Here is a 17,496-nt window from a genome sequence, read left to right on the forward strand (position 1 = left end):
GCGATGGTGGTGGCTCAGGTGGGCTCGGGCGTGACGCCGGGGGTGGCCCCGGAGGGTGGCGCGGCGATGCCCTCGTACTTGGCGAACTGGGCGCGCACGGCGAGGACGTAGCCCTGGGCCTCGTTCGTGTTCGGTACGCCCCTGGCGGCGCGGACGGCGTCCATGCCGACGTGGTAGGCGGCCAGGGCGAGGTCCAGTGCGGTGTCGGTGGTGCCGGTCCGGACGACCTCGCCGTTGTCGATCATCTTCTGGGCCTCGTCCGCGAGGGCGCACATGTAGCGGCCCTGCGCCATGATCGAGTCCTCCGCGTCCAGGGCGGACACCTTGTCGTTGTCGTCGTCGTCCTCGCCGTACTGCGTGAACTTCTCGGGCGGCAGTTGCGAGATGCCCTGCTTGCCGTCCGGGCCGACCAGGGCCGCGTCGAAGCCGGACTCCCGCTCGATCTGGGACGCGATGACGATCGGGCCGATCGCGCCGCACAGCTCGCCCGCCTCCTCGATGGTCTCCACCAGGTCCTCGGGGACGGTCGAGGTGTCCAGCTCGCCCGAGCCGTCGCCCTGCAGGGAGGCGATCACCTGGTCCGCGGTGCCCTGGTTGTCGGAGTCGCTGCCCCCGCCACCGAAGAGCATGATCAGGGCGATGAGCGGGGCCAGCAGCACCCCGAATCCGCCGATGACGATCACGATGATCACGGTGCCGACCAGGGCGACCGGTGACAGCAGACAACCGCAGCCGGTGCCGGCGGCGATGGAGTTCCGGACGGCTGTGGAGGTGCCGCCCTCTTCGTTCTGTCCCGTTGCGGAACCCATGGGCTCGTGCCTTCTTCCCCTCACCTTGAACCGCTGTGGCCGGACGGCCCGTTGTGCTGTCCGTCGGGCTCGGCAGATCCAAACGGGCCCGGGAGCGAATAAGTTCAAACCGGCTGAAATCAGATGAGTCGAAGCAGCGGAATGACGAGCGAAGAGGGGGGCGGAACAGCCATGGCCACACCATCGACCACGCCGACGGGCCCATCAGGATGGGTGCGGGGCCCCAAACCTCCGGCGGCCCCGGTCTCCGCAGGGCCCGCGGCGCCCGCGGCGTCCCCCGCTCCGGTCCGCCGTACCGCCCCCGCGCCCGCCCCCGAACCCTCCTGGGGTGAGCCCCGGCGCGCTGGTGCCGGTCGGGGTGCCGCCGGGCGGGGCAAGGGGCGGGACGAGGTCGGGTGGGTCCAGGCGCACGGGGGCGCCGGGGCCACCTCCCTGGCCGAGGTGCTCGGGGGCGCGGACCTCGGAGTCCGCTGGCCCAAGCCGGGGGCCGGGGAACCGCGCAGGGTGGTGATCGTCGGACGGACCAGCGCCCGTGGACTGCGGGCCGTCTCGCAGGCGTTGGGCGCGCTCAAGGAGGGGCGGGCTCCCCAGGGGCTCGAACTGGTCGGCGTCGTTCTCGTCGCCGACGCCCCCGGGCGGCTGCCGCTCACCCTGCTGCGCCGGATCCGCGTCCTGCGCTCCGTCACCCACGTCCATCGCGTGCCCTGGATACCCGCCTGGCGCCTGGGCGGTCGGCCCAGGGCCCTGCCCCGGCAGCTCGTCTCGCTCGCCGGACTCGTGGGCGCCGAGGCGCGGGCGGGGGAGGCCGTGTCGTGAACCCATTCCTGCTCGCCGCGCCGCCCGCCGGCTACAGCCCGCCCGCCGGCGCCGGCACCATCCTCGGCATCCTCGCCTGGTGCGCCACCGCCGCCGGTGTCGCGGGCCTGCTGATCGTCGGCATCAACATGGCCGTCCAGCTCAACCGGGGTGAACCCGGCGAGGGCGGCGCCCACTTCCGCGGCGTCTTCTTCGTCACCCTCGGGTGCCTCGTCGCCTCCTCGGCCGGTCCGCTCGTCGCCTTCCTCGGCGATCTGTCCCTCCTCGGCCCCTAGGACTCCCCGCCGTCCTCGGCTCCGTCGGCACGGGTGCGCTCGCCGACGGCGCCCCACGCACGCCCGCACGACGGCACCGCCCACCGACCGCACCCGCACCGACCGTCCCTCCCCGCCCGCCGTCCAGGCAGGGCGCCGACCTCTCCGGAGATCCCGATGTCACTGCTTCTCGAAGCCCACAACGTCCTCGCCGCAGGTGTCCCCCAGCCCACGAGCGGTGCTCCGGACGCGCTCAAGACCAAGGTCAACACCGTGCTCGGGATAGCCGCCTGGGCGGGCACCGCCGCCGGTGTCGCCGGCGTGCTGATCACCGGCGCGATGATGGCGATCTCCCTCAAGCGGGGCGAGAGCTCCGAGCACATGAGCCGGCTCGGCATGGTCCTCGGCGGCTGTGTCCTGGTGGCCACCGCCGGCCCGCTGGTCAGCTTCGTCTTCGCGTGAGCCGACGGGCGGTCGACATGTTCACACGCAGACAGCGGTGGGCCGAGGAGCCGGAGCCGTACTGGAAGCAGCGCAGCTGGCGGTTGTCGGCGGGGTTCCTCGCCGTCGTGCTGGTACTGGGCGGGATCGTCGCGCTGACGTCCGGCGGGGGGAGCGGCGCCGAGCGTGCCCGCGCGGCGGAGCCCGGCCCGCTGTCCGGCGACACCGCACTGCGAGGCGGCCGCCCCGAGGGCTGCGCCACCGACGACAGCGCCGGTGACGTGCTGCCCAAGGCCCCTCCGGAGGACGTCGGTTGGCACACGCTCGGCGTCACGCGCGTGCCCGTCTCCGCCTCGGCGGGGCCCACCCGGACGACGGGGTCGCTGCGCTGGTGCTACGCCCGCACGCCCCTGGGCGCCGTCCTGGCCGCCCATGTCATCCCGTCGCAGATGAGCGGCTCCGACTGGCGGTCCGCCACCCAGCAGCAGGTCGTCGCCGGGCGCGCCCGCGACATGTTCGTCTTCCAGCGCTCCACCGTCGAGGACGTCGACAGCGGCGAGCAGACCGGCGACACCGCCGTCGCCACGTACGCCGGGTTCTCGGTGACGTCGTACACCGACACGGCCGCGCACGTGAAGCTGCTGCTCAGAACGGGCCAGGGCTACGCGGCGACCACCATCGCGCTGCGCTGGAGCGGCGGCGACTGGAAGGTCCTGCCCAACAGCGACGGCTCCCTGCACTCGCCGGTGACGGCCGTCCAGGGCAACACCAGCGGTTACACCCTGTGGGGGGTCTGACGTGAACTGCCCGACCGGTAACCCGGTCATCGACCTGATCAAGGGTTTCTTCGACTTCCTCGGCAACCCCATCGGCACCGTCATCGAGCTGATCGCGAACACCATCCTGGCGGGCGCGGTCGCCGTGTTCGGGGCGCTGATCACCGGGGTGCCGACGCTGACGGGGACGGCCACGGCGAAGAACGTCGGCAGCCAGACGCAGTGGCTGGTGGTCTACCTCGCGGTCGGTTCGCTGATCTTCGCCTCGGTCCGCATGGCGCTGGAACGGCGCGGCACCGCGGGCGTGACCGCCCTGAAGGGCATCCTCCGGGTCATCCTGGTCTCGGGCGCCGCCACCACCGTCGTCACGGCCGCCGCGGCCGTCGCTGACGACTACGCCACGTACCTGTTCAACGCGGGCGCGCAGGCGCAGTTGAGCAACGTCGGGGCCTGCAAGAGCGGGGACAACGTCCAGTCCTTCCTGCTGCTGGTCCTCGCCTTCCTGCTGCTGATCTCCGGGATCATCCACACGATCCTGATGTACATCCGGCTCGGCGTGATGATCCTGTTGCTCGGCACCCTTCCGCTGGCCGCCGCGGCCTCGATGACCGACTGGGGCTCCGGCTGGTGGCGCAAGCACATCGGCTGGATGATCGCCTGGTTGTTGTACAAACCCGCGGCCGGTCTGGTGCTGTACTCGGGCTCGGCGATGATCTCGCAAGGCGGTCAGGGCGGCGACATCAACGAACGCATCGCCGGGATCGGCCTGATGCTCCTGTCCGCGGTCTCCCTGCCCGCGCTGCTGAAACTCGTGGTGCCGGCCACCGCCGCGCTCGGCGGCGGCAACCCCGTGTCCGGCGCGCTGGCGTCGGCGGGCGCGCTGGCCACCGGTGCCCGCCCGATCGGCGGCAGCGGCGGGTCCGGCGGACAGGCGGGCGCGACCGGAGCCAAGGGGCCGTCCGGCGCCGGGAGTTCGGGCGGCTCGCCGGGCGGCGCCGCCGGTCCTGGCGGACCCGCCGGCCTCAACGGCGCCAACGGCGGTGGCCCGGGCGGCGGTTCGATGGGCGCCGGGGCGGGCGGAGGCGGCTCGGGTGCCGCGGCCGGCGCGGGGCGGGCGGCGGCCGCGGCGGGCGGACCGGCCGGAGCGGCCGTCGCCGCGGCGGTCACCGCCGCGAAGATCGTCGGCAGCACCGCCTCGGGCGCCCTCGACGGCGCCGACGGCGACCTGGGCCACAACAAGTGACGCCGCCCGCCCCCTAGAGCGACCGCCGGACTCCCGCTCCCCCCTGGGAGTTCGGCGGTCTCCACCCTCCCCCACCCGGCGCCGTACCACCACACCACTCCTCGAAGGGATACCGGAGCCTCATGTCCACGGAAGCCGTCACCCATCCGACCTACGGGAACTGGCGTCGGCCACGGCGGCCGGGGCTCGGGCCGTTGGGGCTCGTCGGGACCTTCGGGGTGTTCGGCGGGCTGGTCGCCACCCTGCTCGCCTCGCTGATCTCGCTGTACGCCGCGCTCGTGGTGGCCGTACCGGTCATCGTCTTCCTGGTGCCGCTCGCCATCCGCACCCAGGACGGCCGCAACGTCTACCAGTTGATGACCCTGCGCGTCGGCTGGTGGCGTCGTAAGGCCAAGGGCTCGCACCTCTACGCCTCCGGCCCGCTGTCCGCCCGGCCGGGCGGCCGGTTCCGACCGCCCGGCCTGCTCAACAAGGTCACCGCCACCGAGGGCCGGGACGCCTACGACCGCCCCTTCGGCGTCCTGCACCACCCGGCCCGCAACCTGTACACGATCGTCCTCGGCTGCGACCCCGACGGCGGCGCTCTGGTCGACCCGGACCAGGTCGACGTATGGGTCGCGCTGTGGGGCGAGTGGCTGGCCCGGCTGGCCCACGAACCCGGGCTGCGCGGCGCCTCGCTGATCGTGGAGACCGCCCCCGACCCGGGCACCCGGCTCGCCCACGAGGTGCTGCCCCGCATCCACCCCGACGCGCCGCCCGCCGCCCGCGCGGTGATGGAGGAGGTCGTCGAGCGCTATCCGACCGCCTCCTCGGAGATGCACACCTACGTCACCCTCACCTACGGCGTCCCGCCCGGGCAGAAGCGCAAGCCGGACGATGTGATCTCCGACCTCGCCATCCGTATCCCGGGCCTGCTCAGCGGGCTCGTCGCGGCCGGTGGCGGCTCGGCCTACCCGCTGTCCGCCGAGCGGATCGCCGAGGTCGTCCGGGTCGCCTACGACCCCGCGGTCGCCGCCGACGTCCTCGACGCCCGCGCCCGCCACGGCGGAACCGGCCTGGAGTGGGACGACGCCGGACCGGCCGCGGCCGTCGAGACGGTCAACAGCTACCAGCACGACTCCGGGGTGTCCCGGACCTGGCTGCTCACGCTCGCGCCCCGCGGCACCGTCCGCTCCTCGGTGCTCAGGGGCATGCTGGAGGCGGCCCCCGGCACCCGCCGCAAGCGGGTCGCGCTGGTGTACCGGCCCATCGACCCCGCCACCTCGGCGCGGATCGTCGAGGCGGACCGGCGCAGCGCCCAGTTCATGGCGACGTCCGGACGCGGCATGGTGCAGGCGCGCGCCGCCTCCGAGATGCGGGCGGCGGAACAGACCGCGGCCGAGGAGGCGTCGGGCGCCGGGCTCGTGGAGTTCTCGCTGATGCTGACGGTGACCGTGGACAGCGCGGCGGAGCTGGCCGACGCCAGCGTCATGATCCGGAACCTGACCGCGGCCTCCCGGGTGCTGATGCGGCCCGCCGACCGGATGCAGGCGGCCGCGTTCAGCTGCACCCTGCCCGCCGGGATCCTCCCCTGGGAGCAGACCCTCATCCCGCACGAGCTCCAGGAGGCGCTGTGAGCCGCCGAGGCGAGGAGAAGAAGGCCGAGCGGGCCGACCGGCTCGCCGAGCAGCGGGCGCGCCAGGCGCTCGACTCGGGGCTTGCGGGGCCGGACCCGGCCCGGGCGCCGGAGCCGCGCGGGCGGAAGGGGACGAAGGGCGGCAAGGGCGGCACGGTCGGCAAGGACGGGCCCGCCGCCCGGCCCCGGGAGCTGTACGTCCCGCCGCGGGGCTGGATGGGGCCCGGCGGCGGCCGCGTCGGTTACGTGGATTCGCCCACCATGTGGCGGGCCACCACCGTGCAGGCGTGCGGCATGTGGCCGTTCGCGGCCGGCTCCGGCTCGCCCATGACCGGCGTGCCGCTCGGGCAGCACCTGTTCACCGGAGCCACCGTCTGCGGCGACCCGCTGAACTGGTTCACCCGGGCCCGCTACATCTCCAACCCCTCCCTGTTCATGCTCGGCATGCCGGGCCTGGGCAAGTCCACCCTCGTCAACCGGATGCTGATCGGCCTCGCGGCCACCGGTGTCGTCCCGCTGGTGCTCGGCGACCTCAAGCCCGACTACGCCGACACCGTGCGCGCCCTCGGCGGTCAGGTGATCTCCATCGGCCGGGGCCGGGGCGGCATCAACGTCCTGGACCCCGGGGCGATGGGCGCGGCGGCGGCGAGGATCGGCGGTGAGGCGGGCGAGGTGCTGCGGGCCGAGACGCACGGGCGGGTGCTGAACATGGTCGCCGCGCTCATCACCATCGTGCGGGGCCGCCCGATGGACGACCACGAGCAGTCGGTGCTGAGCGCGTGCCTGCACCATCTGCGCGCCCGCACCCCGGCCGGCGGTACGGTCCTGCTGCCCGACCTCCTCCAGGTGCTCACCGAGGGCCCCGACCGGGTCCGCGCGGTCACCCTGGACCGCGGCGACGACACCCGCTACCGGGACGCCGTCGACCCCCTGCACCGCTCCCTGCTCGGCATCCTCGACGGCCCGCTCGGCGACACCTTCGCCTCCGAGACGTCCACCCGGATCAACCCCGACGCGCCCGCCGTGTGCATCGACATCTCCGGCATCGGCGAGGCCGACACCCAGCTCACCGCCGCCGCGATGCTCGCCGCCTGGTCCGACGGGCTCGGCACGGTGGCCGCCTCGCACGCCCTTGCGGACGCCGGGCTCGCTCCCCGGCGCTGGTTCTTCACCGTGCTCGACGAGCTGTGGCGCCCGCTGCGAGCCGCCTCCGGCATCGTCGACCGGATCGACGCGCTCACCCGCCTCAACCGCTCGCTCGGGCTCGGCGACGCGAAGATCACCCACACCCTCAAGGACGCCGAGGCGCTGGGCACCGACGCGGACCGGGCCAAGGCGCGTGGCTTCGTGGAGCGGGCCGGGATGGTGGTGTGCGCCGGACTGCCGAGGGCGGAGATGGAGGAGCTGGGCAAGGTGGTGGGGCTGTCCCGGCGCGAGATCGAGCTGGTGTCGTCCTGGTCCTCGCCCCCGGGCTGGGGGGTCTCCGGCGAGCACGAGGAGCCGCCCGGCCGGGGCCGCTTCCTCATCAAGGTCGGCGGCCGCCCCGGCATCCCCATCAAGGTCGCCATCACCGACGCCGAACGACGGCTGCACAACACCAACACCCGCTGGACCCCGAACGAGGAGGCCGTGGAACCTGCCGTCGCCCAGGCGGCCGCACAGGTCGCGCGGGCCGCCCAGGAGGGCCCCCACGCACTGGGCGGGAGGTGGTCCGCGTGAGCGCCCCCCGCGCCGGCGGCGGCTATCACGAGCAGCTGCCGTGGGCCGTCGCCGCCATCGCCGGTACCGGGCTCACTCTGTTCACCGTCGCCTGGGCCGGGGGCACGTTGGGCTCCGGGCTGTCCGGGCACGGCCTCGCCGCACCCCCGTTCGCCCTGTCCACCGTCGTCCGGCTCACCTCCGAGGGCCCGGCCGCGCTGTGGCCCGCGGCACCGGCAGCCGCCGTGTACGCGGGCATGCTCGGCCTGCTGATGCTCGTGGTGTCGCCCCTCGCCCTCCTCGTACGGCACCTGCTGAACCGCGCCGCCCGCCCCAAGGGTCTCGCCGGCCGCCGGGAGCTGGCCGCCCTGTGCCCCAAGGGCATCGAGGCCCGTGCCCGTGAACTGCGGCCCAGCCTCGACGGCCGCCCGGACGTGCACCCCGACGAGACCGGCAACCTCCTCGGCGACCTCGACCCCAACGGCCCGGAGCTGCGCAGCAGTTACGAGGACGTGGAGCTCGACCTCATGGCTCCCCGGGCCGGCAAGTCCACCGGCATCGCCGTCCCGCGGGTGCTGCGCGCCCAGGGCGCCGTGCTGCTCACCTCCAACAAGTCGGACGTGTACGCCGTCACCCGCGCCGCCCGCGAGCAGGCGGGCACGGTGTGGACGTTCGACCCGCAGGGCATCGCGCACAGCCCGCGCGCCATGTGGTGGAACCTGCTCGGCGAGTGCCACACCATCGAGGGCGCCCGCAGGCTCGCCGGGCATTTCGTGGCCTCCGTGAACGACGACACGGCGAAGAAGGACTTCTGGATCTCGGCCGCCCAGAACACCCTCACCGCCCTCTTCCTCGCCGCCGCCCGTGGCCGGGCCCCGGTCACCGACCTCCTCGGCTGGCTCGCCGACCCCGCCGACCGCACCCCGATCGACCTGCTCCGTGAGGCCCGGCTCAGCGCGATGGCCGAGCAGTTGCAGGGCACGGTCCGGGGCGCGGTGGAGACCCGGGACGGCATCTACGAGACGGCCCGCCAGACCGTCTCCTGCCTGCTCGACCCGGAGATCCTCGCCTGGGTCACCCCCGACCCGGACCTGCCGGAGTTCGACCCCCACCGGCACGTTCTCGGCAAGGACACCCTCTATCTGCTCTCCAAGGACGGCGGTGGTTCGGCGGCCGGGGTCATCGCGGGCCTCGCCGACGCGACGATGCGGGCCGGGGTGGTCGCCGCCGAACGCATGGGCGGCCGGCTCGACCCGCCGCTGACGGCGGTCCTGGACGAGGCCGCCAACGTGTGCCGCATCTCCGACCTGCCCGACCTGTACTCGCACTTCGGCTCCCGTGGCATCAACGTCGTCACTCTCCTGCAGAGTTACCGGCAGGGCGCCCGGGTGTGGGGCGAGGTGGGCATGGACGCCCTGTGGAGCGCGGCCACGATCAAGCTCCTCGGCGCGGGCCTCGACGACGCCGACTTCGTGCAGAAGATCTCCACCCTGGTCGGCCAGCACGACGTGCGCACCCCGAGCGTCTCGCGCAGCAAGGACGGCACGTCCCGCTCGTACTCCTACCGCCAGGAGGCCGTCCTGCCACCGGACCGGATCCGTGCCCTGCCCAAGGGCACCGCGCTGCTCCTCGCCACCGGCGTCCGGCCCGCCCTGATCCGGCTGCGGCCCTGGTACAAGGAGCCCGGGGCGGCGGCGATCTCGGCGGCGGCGAAGGCGGAGACGGCCGCTATCACGGAACGGGCCGCGCGACGTCTGCCCGGCGTGAGCCTGGGGAAGGGGTAGGGCGGCGGCCCCCCAAGGTCACCCTACGCAGCAGCAGTTCGGCGGGCCCGTACCGCGCCCTCCTCATCAGGCGCGCGCCAAGCAGGAGTTGGACGCCGTAGAGCAGGACGCAGCCCGTGAGGACGGTCGCGGCACCGAGCCGGTCGTAGAGCCCGAGTCCGTAGCCGGTGAAGACGCAGGCGAGGACCAGTGACTGGGTGAGGTAGTGGGTGAGCGCCATCCGACCGGCGGCGCCGAGCAGCGCCGCCGCCGGACGGGCGCGGGGGAGGAGCAGGAGCAGTCCGCAGGCGTACGACGCGGTCAGCGCCGGTGCGGTCAGGACGGCGACCGCGTGGCCGACATGGAACCAGCGGCTGTCCGCGGGCCAGTTGGCGCAGGCCGCGGTGACCAGCCCGCCGGTCAGGCCGACCGGCAGCCACCGCACGGCGACCCCGCGCAGCCACGCCCGGTCCCGGCCCCGTCGCTCCACAAGTCGGACCCTGGCCGCCGCGAACCCCGCCAGGAACGCGGCCAGCAGATCGGGCGCGGCCAGCAGGTCGGCGCCGATCGCCGCCGGCAGGTCGCGCAGATGGGCCCCGAGCACCGACAGGGCGTCCCCGCGGTAGGCGGCCACGATGTCCGCGACCTGCGGGGCGTACTGGCCGGCGGTGTACGGCTCGCTGAACGCGACCGTCAACACTCCAAGCCCGGACAGGACCACGCCGAGACCGAGGACGAGGCCCGCCGCCAGGCGCAGCGCGGTGCGCGGGGCGAGGCCACGCAGGCCGTACAGGACCAGCGACAGAACCGCGTACGTCATGAGGATGTCGCCGGGATACAGCAGGACGGCGTGGGCGAGGCCGAGCCCGAACAACCCCGCCGCGCGCCGCAGATGACGCGGCGCGAACGCGGCGCCCGCGTCCCGGGCGGAGCGCTCCTGGAGCACGAAGCTGTAGCCGAACAGGAAGGAGAACAGCAGATAGAACTTGGTGGTGACCAGCGCTGTCACCGCCCAGGTCGCGGCCCGGTCGAGCGTCGAGGCCCCGGGACCGCCGCCGAAAGCCGCGTACGGGCCCGCCGCCAGCTGGGCGTTGACCAGCAGGATGCCGAAGAGGGCGAAGCCGCGCAGCACATCGAGCTCGCCCACGCGCGCGGGACGACCGGACCTCACGACGCCACCACGACGCCGGTGCCGAAGGTCAGCGTCGAGGACAGGAACCATCCGAAGGACGGTGCCAGCAGATGCCGCAGCGTCCACAGCCGGGCCGCGGCGGGCCGGGCCCGCGCGTAGACCACGATCACCTCGCCGCCGACCGGCGGCAGGCCGCACAGCGGCGCGTACCGGCCCGGGTCGAGCACGAGGTCCCGGCCGAGGTGATCGCGGAACAGCACCAGAGCGCCGTGTCGCCGGTCGGCCACCGCGCGGGCCGCCACCACACCCGGCACCCGCAGTCCGCGCAGCCACAGGCGGACCGCCGCCGCCGACGCCCGCAGGGCCAGCAGCAGAAAGCCGAGGCCGAACCCCGTGCACAGGGCCAGCAGCAACAACTCCGCGTACATCCCCACTCCTTCACCGTCCCCGGCCGCCCTCCGGCACCTGTGGCAGGCACAACGGGCTCCGGACCGAGCCCGGTTCATCCTCCTTGAACCGCCGGACGGTGGCGCGGCGTTGTGAGAACGATCCACGACGCATCGCGCCCCGCACGTCTCCCCGAAGGGAGCTTCGGCACAGATGAACCAGACGACACAGAGTCCGCACGCGCGCGCCCGGCGGACGGCGGTGGCCGTCACCCTGGCCTGCGCCCTGACCGCGGCGGTCCAGCAGCCGGCCCGGGCCGAGCCCGACACCCTCACCGAGGTACGGGCCGAACTCCGGCGCCTCTACCACGATGCCGAGGTCGCCACGGAGAAGTACAACGCCGCCGACGAACGGGTGACCCGGCAGGAGAAACGGGTCCGCGCACTCACTTCCCAGGTCAGGACCGCCGAGACGAGGCTGGACCGGCTCACCTCGCTGGCCGGCGCCGCCGCCCGTGCCCAGTACCGGTCCGGCGGGCTGCCCGCCGAGGTCCACTTCGCGCTGTCCGACGACCCCGAGCGCGCCCTGGACAACGCCTCCCTGGCCCGCCGGGCCGAGCAGTCCACGCAGGGCGTCCTGACCGCGCTCACCGAGACCGAGGAGGACCTGCGCACCAGCCGGGACGAGGCCGCGGGGGAGCTGGACGACCTGCGGGCCGGGCGCCGCGCCATGGCCGGTGAGCGCAGGACGATCGAGAAGAACATCGCCGCCGCCCGGAAGGTGGAGTCCCGCCTGAAGGCGAAGCAGCGCCGGGAACTGGCGGCTCTCGAGGAGAGGGAGGCCGAGGAGGCCCAGGCGGAGTGGGAGCGCACGGGCGTCCTCGACCAGGTCGGCACCGACGCGACCCCGGCGGGCCGCAAGGCCATCGCCTACGCCACCCGGCAGCTCGGCAAGCCCTATGTCTGGGGTGCCGAGGGCCCCGACTCCTTCGACTGTTCCGGCCTCACCTCCCAGGCCTGGCTGCACGCCGGTGTCGTCATCCCCCGCACCTCCCAGGAGCAGTGGCGGCAGCTCACGCGGGTCCCGGTCGAGAACATGCGCCCCGGCGACCTGATCATCTACAACGCCGACGCCAGCCATGTCGCCCTCTACATCGGCGACGGCGAAGTCATCCAGGCCCCTCGCCCCGGGCGCTGGGTGTACGTCTCACCGGCGGCGTCGATGGAGATCCTCGGGGCGGTACGACCGGACGCCTGACACGGCATCGAACCCTCATGCCCGGCCCGGCGGGGCGGCGGGGGCCCCATGCTTGGGCTGGCGGAGCCGGGCCCTGTGGCTGGCCCGGCGCGGGGCGGACCCTCATGCCCTGCCCTGCCCGGCGCGGCGGCGGGGCGGGGCCCATGCTTGGGCTGGCGGGGCCGGGCCCTGTGGCTGGCTCGGCGTGGGGCGGACCCTTATGCCTGGCCTGGTGCGGGGCGGGCCCGTATGCCTGGCCTGGCGGCGGGGCGGGGCCCATGCTTGGGCTGGCGGGGCCGGGCCCTGTGGCTGGCCCGGCGTGGGGCGGACCCTTATGCCTGGCCTGGCGCGGGGCGGGCCCGTATGCCTGGCCTGGCGGCGGGGCGGGGCCCATGCTTGGGCTGGCGGGGCCGGGCCCTGTGGCTGGCCCGGCGTGGGGCGGTCCCTCATGCCCGGCCCGGCGCGGCGGCGGGGCGGGCCCCATGCTTGGGCTGGCGGGGCTGGGCCCTGTGGCTGGCCCTGCGCGGGGCGGGCCCTCGTGCCTTGGCCCGGCGGGGGCGGGGCCCCACGCTTGGGCTGGCGCGGGGTGACCCCCGGGCCCGCCCCGCGGCTTGGTGGCGATGTCCGTTCAGCCCGCGCGCCGCCCCGGCAGCCGCCCCGGGGCCGCACTCCGGGTGGCGGTCCCGGCCTCCGGCGTCGGCTCGAATCCCGGGGGCAGGGGCAGCAGACCGGCGGGCAGCGGGGCCATGGGCAGCCGCGGCGCGGGCTCGGACCCGGGCGGCGGGTCCTGCCGTACGGCCGTCCCGTCCGCGTCCGACGCCGGGCGGCGCCGTGCCAGGAGCCCGCGCGGGGGGAGGGGAACGGCTGAAGTCGGTTCTGGCATAAGCGTTCCTCCGAGACCTGCGGGGGCGCCGGCCCGGTCCGCGCCGGCGCCGGTTCGAGAGGCACAACGGGCCCGCGCGGCGCCCGGTTCAGCCCGCCGCGTCCGACGGCGGCGGACCGAAGGGGTCGGCCGAGTCGACCGGGGGAGTCTCCTTCGGGCGGTGGGCGCCGGGCTTGCACCCGGCGAACGGGCCCGCCGGGTCCCGCAGGCTCTGCATGACCGGTCCCAGGCAGTCCCGGTGCCAGGTGGTGGGGCCGCTGCCCGGGGAGTCGGACCCGGTCAGCTCCTCCCAGGCCAGCCACAGGCCGTGCAACTGGGCCACCGCCTCCGGATGGTCCCACCAGCGCGAGCACCACGGGGACGTGGAGGTGACCTCCCTGCCGTAGACCGGCAGCAGCACATGGTGGACCCACAGGGTCAGCCCCCGCAGCGTCTGCCCGTACTCCGGGCCTTCCTGATACAGGATGAACCTCACCGGTTCTCCTCCCTGGCGTGCGGCGGACATCGGCACCACAACGCCCGTGCGCGGGCGCGTGGTTCAGCGACGAGCGGATTGAACCGGGCGGTGAGCGCGAGCCGTTGGGCCTGTCGACATCGTGGAAGGGGAGGCCTCCGATGGCGGGCTTCGACCAGGCACAGTTCGACCGCGACAGGACCGCTCTCATGAGGGACCTGCGCCACTACAACCTGCACAAGGACACGAAATTCACGGAGGCGCTGGGCGGCTATCTCGACCAGCTCCAACTGGAGGGGCAGTGGGTCGCGCAGGGCCACACACCCAACCCCAACTGGGTCGGTCAACGTCAAGTGGACGCCCTGATAGGCCAGTTCGACCGTAAGCACGCGTTCCACGTACCGGCCGACTGGTGGCGCCGGCACCGCAACGACAGCGGGTTCCGCGACAAGCGGCGGGACAAGGCGGCGGAGGCCGCGGGGCACGGCTATCTGTGGTCCAAGACCGAACCTGGGCCCGCGGCGAAGCGGGCCGCGGCGGACAAGGGGCTGATCCTGGAGACCTCGGTCCCGGGCAAGCTGTTCGACGGCAAGAACTTCGGGTTCGAGAAGTGGTCGGACTCGCCCACCATGGGCAAGCTCTGGGAGAACTTCTCCACCCACTACGTCGACGGCCTCGACGGACCGGTCAAGGCGCTGGTGCTCGACGGCATCGTCGACAACAGTGTGCTGACCCGGCTCGAATGGCCCCACCTGCGCGAGCGGATCGAGGCCGGTGACGTTCCCCACCTGCGGGTCAACGTGATGAACATCGTCGGTGACCCGACCGACTCGCGGACCTGGACGCTCGACACGGTGGCCGGGTTCGACGTCCGCTCGCAGGAGTCGTTCGACAACCTCCCGCGCCCCGCGGCGGCGGACTTCTGGACCAGGCAGGGCCGGTGGCACGCCCGTCAGCGGGCGGACGCCACCACCGACAGCTCGTCGAGCGGCTCCTCGGACGAGTACTCGCTCCACAACTTCCACGAGGTCTTCGACAAGCCGTACACCATCGTCGTCCTGTCGGACCCCGACGCGGCACCGCCGCAGATCACCGGGCCCATCACCGCGAGCCCGGAACAGCTCTCCAGGGTCACGACGAACCAGCTCTCCAGGACCGGGTCCGGCGAAGGCCTGGCCGGGCAGGGCACGCCCGAGAGCGCCGGGGCACGGCAGGGGGCGGATCTGCTGGCGAGCGCGATGCTGGACTCCAAACTGGAGGCCCTGCGGGCGCAGCAGGCCCGCAGCGGCAGTGACTCCAACTCGCCCGTGCCGTCCGTGACCGACGTGCGGGGCCAAGGGGACGAGGTGTCCCGGTCGGCCGAGGACTTCTCCCGGCTGAGCATGGCTCCCGTGCCGTCCGGATCCGGCGCCTACCCCTCCTACGTCGCGGTGGGCAACGTCCCGCACACCGCGCGGCCGCAGACCGGGCCGTCCTTCTCCTATCCCGTCCCCCCGGTCAGCGGCACCCAGTCGTTCAACCCGGGGCAGCAGAGCCCCGAGCGGACCCCGAGCACGGCCTCCTCGGAGTACGAGGGGCCCGGTCTGGAGCGGGTGAACCGGGTGCCCAGCGATCCGCCCGCCGCCGCGCCGAGCAACGAGGCCGCTTCCTCGTCCGAGCGCCGGCACGGCGGCCACGGGAACCGGCGGCACCAGGAACCGCCCGCCTGGCTGAAGTGGGCGGCCGGGGGAGGGCCGTCCGGGAAGAAGAAGGGCCGAAAGGGGTGACCGGGGCGGGGCGAGGGAGAGCCGCACCGCCCTCGCCCCGCTCACGCCTAGCGGCCGGTCGCCGCCCGCTTCACCGGAGGCTTCGCCGGTGCCTGCGCCACGGCAGCGGTGACGTTCGACCCTTCCGGGGACGGCGTCCGGGGCATGGACATGCTGGCCACCTGCTGGCGGAGCTGCTCCACGTTCACCTCCGTCGGCGGGCTCGGGGTGCGGCGCGGCGAGTTGCCCGCCGAGGTGGAGTAGTGCACCTCGTAGGGGATGTGGGAGGGCTTGTTCAACCCCTCCATGCCCAGCGCGGCCGCCTCCCGGACACCGAAGTTGCTGACCTGGACGAGGGTGACCTTCCGCTCCGCGGCGAGCCCCGTCACATCGCCCGGGTCGGCGGTGGCCTGGGTCCGCCAGCTGTTCTGGTTGTCCTTGCCCAGGCTCAGCTGCGGCAGCACCCGCACATCGCCGACCTGGTACGCCTGCATGGTGACGTCCTTCCAGGTCTCCCGGTCCACCTGGAGCATCGGCATGTCCTCCTGGCTCTGTCCGGGCGGTGTCACCGGCCTGCCGTAGACGAGGTGGATGCCGTCGGCGAGGGCGCTGACGGCCATGCGGCCGATGATGTCCCCACGGCTCGGATCCTGGGTGTTGTACTTGGCGCCCAGCAGGTTGTCGTCCGAGAGGTTGATGGTGTCGGGGCGGAACCGCGTGCTGTCGTCCTTGGGCCGGAAGCTGACGTTGCCCTTGGCCACCTCGCCCTGGGACATCTGCGCGAGATAGCCGATGTGCTGGTTCGCGGCGGCCCGGGCCACCTCCTGACCGCGTGTGCCCTGCCGGGTGTACATGGCGAAGACATCGAGGTGCGGCATCATCTGGGGCTCGATGCCCGCCTCGTCGTGCTGCCGCGTCATCGGCATGAAGCCCGCGTTCAGGACGTGCCGCATGTTGGCGTCCTCGCCGTGCGAGAGGTCGACGACCTTCAGCTCGGCGGTGGAGAAGTCGAACGGCGCCACGGCGTCCTGGGAGAAGGCGGGGTCCTGCTGCACGGCCTCCCACTCGCCGTCCGTCATGTGGTGATGGGACAGGTCGAGGCTCAGACCCGTCTCGGTGCCCCGCAGGGCGAACGTCGCCAGATCCTTGGCCGCGATGTAGCCCTGGTTGCCCATCTCCGCGCTGAAGATGTCGTCGAGCGTCTGCTTGGTGTACTTCGGTTCGAAGGCGGCGGCCAGCCTCCCGGTGTGATCACGGACGTGCAGTACGTCGACACCGTGCTGCGCCGCCTCGCTCCGGTACCCCTCCAGGAGCCGCTCGACGTGCTGGCGTCCCGCTTCTCCGGGCGGACGCCGGGGCATCACCACCAGTTCCTTGGCCGAGTTCGGGTACCGCTGGCTCAGCGCCCGCAGTCCCGCCTTCGCGTTGTCGCTCATCTCCTCGCCGAACCAGATGAACTGCACCTTCTCCGGCTCGGTGACCGGATCGCGGTCAGGCATGCGCGCTCCCTCCTGCCCGGCGGCCGAACGCCACCGGCTGACCGCACAACGGAGGGCGCGGCCCCGGGGGTTCAGCTCCGGGGCTGAACCCCGGGACACGTCACGGCCGTAGTACGGGCGACCCGACCCCGACCGAGATCCCGGAGTACCGCCATGACCCTCGCCCCGGAGCCCGCACCTCAGCAGCAGGAGGGGCCCGCGTTCATCCTGTACCTGGAGGGCTCCGAGTACGACGACGGACTGCACCGGCTGACCCTGTGGGTGCGTCACCTGCTGCTGCCCGTGTACGGCAGGGAGGTCGGCTCCACCGCGCCCTGGTGCCCCGCGTGGTGGAAGCACCCGGAGGCGGTGGCCCAGCTGTACGGCCTGTGGATGGCGTGGCAGGAGCTGACCGGGCCGGGTTCCGGCGGGACCGGGCCCGCGAGCTGGCACCGCGACCACCTCACCCACGTCATGGCGTCACTGCGGGACCCGGCGGGCCCGTTCGCGGGATGCAAGGCCGGAGCGCACCGCGCGAAGGAGGGGCCGGGGATGGACCCGTACCCGGGCTGAACCGTTGAGCCCCCGCGGCCCGTTGTCGCTCGCGTCAGCACCTCCGACTCGAAAGAGGGGCACCGTGCCGGAAGACAACGCGGCTTCCCCGGCCAGGAACCGGTTGACCAAGGAACGACCCGAAGTCGAGCTGGCGCGGCAACTGGTCAGGGCGGATCTGGCGCTGCGGGAACAGCGCAGGCCACGGCCCGCG

The 17,496-nt window shown here is 73.7% G+C and carries 17 protein-coding genes; 11 read left to right on the forward strand and 6 right to left on the reverse strand.

The window, feature by feature from the left end:
- Positions 1–14: 14 nt before the first annotated feature.
- A complete protein-coding gene (locus ACWDRW_RS03250; RefSeq protein ID WP_451719313.1) occupies positions 15–809 on the reverse strand; it encodes a transglycosylase SLT domain-containing protein in 795 nt (264 codons plus the stop codon).
- 213 nt (positions 810–1,022) lie between these two features.
- Between ACWDRW_RS03250 and ACWDRW_RS03255 the strand changes: the two genes are divergently transcribed.
- The 8 genes from ACWDRW_RS03255 to ACWDRW_RS03290 all read left to right on the forward strand — a co-directional run bounded on the left by ACWDRW_RS03255 (position 1,023) and on the right by ACWDRW_RS03290 (position 9,436).
- Positions 1,023–1,625 (forward strand): hypothetical protein, encoded by a 603-nt coding sequence (locus ACWDRW_RS03255; protein ID WP_451719316.1) that lies wholly within the window; start codon positions 1,023–1,025, stop codon positions 1,623–1,625.
- Positions 1,622–1,900 carry a hypothetical protein gene (locus ACWDRW_RS03260; protein WP_451719319.1) on the forward strand — a complete coding sequence of 93 codons (279 nt, stop codon included), beginning with the start codon at positions 1,622–1,624 and terminating at the stop codon, positions 1,898–1,900. The genes ACWDRW_RS03255 and ACWDRW_RS03260 overlap by 4 nt, the downstream gene beginning before the upstream one ends.
- Before the next feature lie 156 nt (positions 1,901–2,056).
- Positions 2,057–2,341: a hypothetical protein gene (locus ACWDRW_RS03265; protein ID WP_451719321.1), complete on the forward strand. Its 285-nt coding sequence runs from the start codon at positions 2,057–2,059 to the stop codon at positions 2,339–2,341.
- A 17-nt stretch (positions 2,342–2,358) separates the two neighbouring features.
- Positions 2,359–3,117 (forward strand): hypothetical protein, encoded by a 759-nt coding sequence (locus ACWDRW_RS03270; RefSeq protein WP_451719324.1) that lies wholly within the window; start codon positions 2,359–2,361, stop codon positions 3,115–3,117.
- Between the two features lies 1 nt (position 3,118).
- Positions 3,119–4,339, forward strand: coding sequence for a hypothetical protein (locus ACWDRW_RS03275; RefSeq protein ID WP_451719327.1), 1,221 nt, complete (start codon positions 3,119–3,121; stop codon positions 4,337–4,339).
- Between the two features lie 122 nt (positions 4,340–4,461).
- Positions 4,462–5,955, forward strand: a complete 1,494-nt coding sequence (locus tag ACWDRW_RS03280; RefSeq protein WP_451719330.1) for an SCO6880 family protein — start codon at positions 4,462–4,464, stop codon at positions 5,953–5,955.
- 215 nt (positions 5,956–6,170) lie between these two features.
- Positions 6,171–7,673 carry an ATP/GTP-binding protein gene (locus tag ACWDRW_RS03285; RefSeq protein WP_451719578.1) on the forward strand — a complete coding sequence of 501 codons (1,503 nt, stop codon included), beginning with the start codon at positions 6,171–6,173 and terminating at the stop codon, positions 7,671–7,673.
- Positions 7,670–9,436 carry a type IV secretory system conjugative DNA transfer family protein gene (locus tag ACWDRW_RS03290; RefSeq protein ID WP_451719333.1) on the forward strand — a complete coding sequence of 589 codons (1,767 nt, stop codon included), beginning with the start codon at positions 7,670–7,672 and terminating at the stop codon, positions 9,434–9,436. Before ACWDRW_RS03285 ends, ACWDRW_RS03290 begins: the two co-directional genes overlap by 4 nt.
- Here ACWDRW_RS03290 and ACWDRW_RS03295 read toward each other — a convergent pair.
- Together ACWDRW_RS03295 and ACWDRW_RS03300 are read right to left on the reverse strand one after the other, a co-directional pair.
- Positions 9,384–10,586: a DUF418 domain-containing protein gene (locus tag ACWDRW_RS03295; protein ID WP_451719336.1), complete on the reverse strand. Its 1,203-nt coding sequence runs from the start codon at positions 10,584–10,586 to the stop codon at positions 9,384–9,386. The two genes, ACWDRW_RS03290 and ACWDRW_RS03295, sit on opposite strands and share 53 nt — an antisense overlap.
- Positions 10,583–10,975, reverse strand: coding sequence for a hypothetical protein (locus ACWDRW_RS03300; RefSeq protein WP_451719339.1), 393 nt, complete (start codon positions 10,973–10,975; stop codon positions 10,583–10,585). The genes ACWDRW_RS03295 and ACWDRW_RS03300 overlap by 4 nt, the downstream gene beginning before the upstream one ends.
- Before the next feature lie 172 nt (positions 10,976–11,147).
- Here ACWDRW_RS03300 and ACWDRW_RS03305 point away from each other — a divergent pair, with 172 nt between their 5' ends.
- Positions 11,148–12,191: an NlpC/P60 family protein gene (locus tag ACWDRW_RS03305; RefSeq protein WP_451719341.1), complete on the forward strand. Its 1,044-nt coding sequence runs from the start codon at positions 11,148–11,150 to the stop codon at positions 12,189–12,191.
- A gap of 607 nt (positions 12,192–12,798) precedes the next feature.
- On the opposite strand, the gene ACWDRW_RS03310 is transcribed toward ACWDRW_RS03305, so the two are convergent.
- Positions 12,799–13,053, reverse strand: coding sequence for a hypothetical protein (locus tag ACWDRW_RS03310; protein WP_451719344.1), 255 nt, complete (start codon positions 13,051–13,053; stop codon positions 12,799–12,801).
- 88 nt (positions 13,054–13,141) lie between these two features.
- A complete protein-coding gene (locus ACWDRW_RS03315) occupies positions 13,142–13,558 on the reverse strand; it encodes a DUF4913 domain-containing protein (RefSeq protein WP_451719346.1) in 417 nt (138 codons plus the stop codon).
- 110 nt (positions 13,559–13,668) lie between these two features.
- On the opposite strand from ACWDRW_RS03315, the gene ACWDRW_RS03320 reads away from it, so the two are divergent.
- On the forward strand, positions 13,669–15,273 hold the full coding sequence (locus tag ACWDRW_RS03320; RefSeq protein WP_451719348.1) for a hypothetical protein: 1,605 nt from the start codon (positions 13,669–13,671) through the stop codon (positions 15,271–15,273).
- Between the two features lie 47 nt (positions 15,274–15,320).
- Here ACWDRW_RS03320 and ACWDRW_RS03325 read toward each other — a convergent pair whose 3' ends face one another.
- Positions 15,321–16,751: a hypothetical protein gene (locus tag ACWDRW_RS03325; RefSeq protein ID WP_451719350.1), complete on the reverse strand. Its 1,431-nt coding sequence runs from the start codon at positions 16,749–16,751 to the stop codon at positions 15,321–15,323.
- Positions 16,752–16,904: 153 nt separating this feature from the next.
- On the opposite strand from ACWDRW_RS03325, the gene ACWDRW_RS03330 reads away from it, so the two are divergent.
- On the forward strand, positions 16,905–17,303 hold the full coding sequence (locus ACWDRW_RS03330; protein WP_451719353.1) for a DUF4913 domain-containing protein: 399 nt from the start codon (positions 16,905–16,907) through the stop codon (positions 17,301–17,303).
- The last annotated feature ends 193 nt before the right edge of the window (positions 17,304–17,496 follow it).

Source organism: Streptomyces sp. NPDC003635, assembly GCF_053587635.1.

Coding starts and splice junctions, on each gene's coding strand:
- ACWDRW_RS03250 (WP_451719313.1), bottom strand. CDS start 809: ATGGGTTCCGCAACGGGACAGAACGAAGAGGGCGGCACCTCCACAGCC.
- ACWDRW_RS03265 (WP_451719321.1), top strand. CDS start 2,057: ATGTCACTGCTTCTCGAAGCCCACAACGTCCTCGCCGCAGGTGTCCCC.
- ACWDRW_RS03270 (WP_451719324.1), top strand. CDS start 2,359: ATGTTCACACGCAGACAGCGGTGGGCCGAGGAGCCGGAGCCGTACTGG.
- ACWDRW_RS03280 (WP_451719330.1), top strand. CDS start 4,462: ATGTCCACGGAAGCCGTCACCCATCCGACCTACGGGAACTGGCGTCGG.
- ACWDRW_RS03285 (WP_451719578.1), top strand. CDS start 6,171: ATGGGGCCCGGCGGCGGCCGCGTCGGTTACGTGGATTCGCCCACCATG.
- ACWDRW_RS03300 (WP_451719339.1), bottom strand. CDS start 10,975: ATGTACGCGGAGTTGTTGCTGCTGGCCCTGTGCACGGGGTTCGGCCTC.
- ACWDRW_RS03305 (WP_451719341.1), top strand. CDS start 11,148: ATGAACCAGACGACACAGAGTCCGCACGCGCGCGCCCGGCGGACGGCG.
- ACWDRW_RS03310 (WP_451719344.1), bottom strand. CDS start 13,053: ATGCCAGAACCGACTTCAGCCGTTCCCCTCCCCCCGCGCGGGCTCCTG.
- ACWDRW_RS03315 (WP_451719346.1), bottom strand. CDS start 13,558: ATGTCCGCCGCACGCCAGGGAGGAGAACCGGTGAGGTTCATCCTGTAT.
- ACWDRW_RS03320 (WP_451719348.1), top strand. CDS start 13,669: ATGGCGGGCTTCGACCAGGCACAGTTCGACCGCGACAGGACCGCTCTC.
- ACWDRW_RS03325 (WP_451719350.1), bottom strand. CDS start 16,751: ATGCCTGACCGCGATCCGGTCACCGAGCCGGAGAAGGTGCAGTTCATC.
- ACWDRW_RS03330 (WP_451719353.1), top strand. CDS start 16,905: ATGACCCTCGCCCCGGAGCCCGCACCTCAGCAGCAGGAGGGGCCCGCG.